The sequence below is a fragment of the Micromonospora sp. NPDC051296 genome (assembly GCF_040682255.1).
GTDB classification, from domain to species: domain Bacteria; phylum Actinomycetota; class Actinomycetes; order Mycobacteriales; family Micromonosporaceae; genus Micromonospora; species Micromonospora craterilacus.
This window is the reverse complement of sequence record NZ_JBFBAO010000623.1, coordinates 1-1,913: the sequence shown is the minus strand read 5'-3', so window position 1 is coordinate 1,913 and position 1,913 is coordinate 1. Positions and strand designations below refer to the sequence as shown.

The window sequence follows — 1,913 nt, the reverse complement described above, 5'->3', positions numbered from 1 at the left end:
GGTTGCGGCCGCCGGTGCGTTCGGCGTTCCGTCGTGCCGCGGCCAGCAGTGACCGGGTACGCGGCGTGACGAACGGGTACGCGTAGATCTGCCCGAGGAACTCAAGCGTTCCGCGAAGCGGCGCGGGCTGTGGAACCTCTTCCTGCCGGCCGAGTCCGGGTTGAGCCAGGTGGACTACGCGAACATCGCCGAGGTCTCCGGCTGGAGCCTGGAACTCGCTCCCGAGGCGATCAACGGGCAGGCACCGGACACCGGCAACATGGAACTGCTGCACCTGTTCGGCACGCCCGAGCAGCGCGAGCGGTGGCTGGAGCCGTTGCTGGACGGCCGGATCCGCTCGGCGTTCGCGATGACCGAGCCGGACGTCGCCTCCAGCGACGCCACCAACATCGCCACCACGATCCGCCCCGACGGGGACGAATACGTGGTGAACGGCCGCAAGTGGTGGACCAGCGGGTTGGCCGATCCGCGGTGCGCCGTCCTGGTCGTGCTGGGCCGGACCGAGTCCGACGCTCCGGCACACCGGCAGCACTCGATCGTGCTGGTGCCCCGGAACACCCCCGGGGTGACCGTGCACCGGGACGTACCGGTCTTCGGCCGGTACGACCAGCACGGCCACTGCGAGGTGAGCTTCGCCGACGTACGGGTGCCGGCGGCGAACCTGCTCGGCGCGCCGGGCGACGGCTTCGCGATGGCGCAGGCCCGGCTCGGACCCGGTCGCATCCACCACTGCATGCGGGCGCTCGGGGCCGCCGAACGCGCGCTGGCCATGCTGATCTCCCGGGCCCGCGCCCGGGTCGCGTTCGGGCAGCCGCTGCTGGAACGCGAGACGATCCAGCGGGAGATCGCCGAGTCCCGGATCGCCATCGACCAGGCTCGGCTGCTCTGCCAGGCCGCCGCGCGGACCATCGACGACGCCGGCAACCGGGCCGCGGCGGCGCAGGTCGCGATGGTCAAGGCGATCGTGCCCCGGGTCGCCACGGAGGTCATCGACCGGGCGATCCAGGTGCACGGCGGCGCCGGGGTGAGCGACGACGTGCCGCTGGCCGCGATGTGGGGCTGGCACCGGGCCATGCGCATCTTCGACGGGCCTGACGAGGTGCACCTGCGCTCGGTGGCCCGGGCGGAGATCCGTCGCCGGCCCCTGGTCGACCTGTCGCTAGAGTGCTCGGCATGAGGCGGTCGTGGGCATGAGGCGGTCGACGGCCAGCACTCCGGAGGACGACCCGCGGACGCGGGCGTCGCGCCCGGTCGCGCTCACCCCGATCCTGACGGCGGCGCTGGAGGCGTTCTACGAGAACGGCTACCACGGTGCCACGGTGCGGGACATCGCCGCCCGGGTGGGGGTGACGGTGCCGGCGCTCTACTACCACCACGAGAACAAAGAGGCGCTGCTCTACGCGCTGCTGGACACCTCGATCAGCCGGTTGGACACCGTCTGCCGGCTGGTCGACGCCGGCGGTGGCGGCCCGATGCAGCGCTTCAACGACCTGGTCGAGTGCCTGGTGCGGCACATGGCGGTCAGCGGCAAGCTCGCCTACCTCGACGGCGAGTTGCGGTCGCTGTCGCCCGAGCACCGGCGCGGCTACATCGCCAAGCGGTCGGCGATCGAGGGCCGGCTGCTGCGCGCGGTCGAGGAGGGCATCGCCGACGGCTCCTTCGACCTCACGTACCCCCGGGACACGGTGCGGGCGATGCTGGGCACCATCCAGGCGGTGGCGACCTGGTACCGGCCCGACGGCGAGCTCTCGCTGGACGACCTGGTGAAGCGGTACCTGTCGATCCTGTCCCGGATGGCCGGCCTGCGGTCGGCCTGACCGGTCCCCCGCTGCGCCGTGGGGTCGTCCCCCAGCGGCGGTCAACTGAGCGAGCGATAAGTAAGCAGGAGTGAAGATGGAATCTTCCGAGCCGGC

The 1,913-nt window shown here is 72.0% G+C and carries 2 protein-coding genes; both read left to right on the top strand.

Annotated elements, in window-relative coordinates:
- Nucleotides 1-88: 88 nt before the first annotated feature.
- Nucleotides 89-1,177 carry an acyl-CoA dehydrogenase family protein gene (locus tag AB0M52_RS33615; RefSeq protein WP_363961884.1) on the top strand — a complete coding sequence of 363 codons (1,089 nt, stop codon included), beginning with the start codon at nt 89-91 and terminating at the stop codon, nt 1,175-1,177.
- Nucleotides 1,178-1,190: 13 nt separating this feature from the next.
- Nucleotides 1,191-1,817: a TetR/AcrR family transcriptional regulator gene (locus tag AB0M52_RS33610; RefSeq protein ID WP_363961882.1), complete on the top strand. Its 627-nt coding sequence runs from the start codon at nt 1,191-1,193 to the stop codon at nt 1,815-1,817.
- Nucleotides 1,818-1,913: the final 96 nt, after the last annotated feature.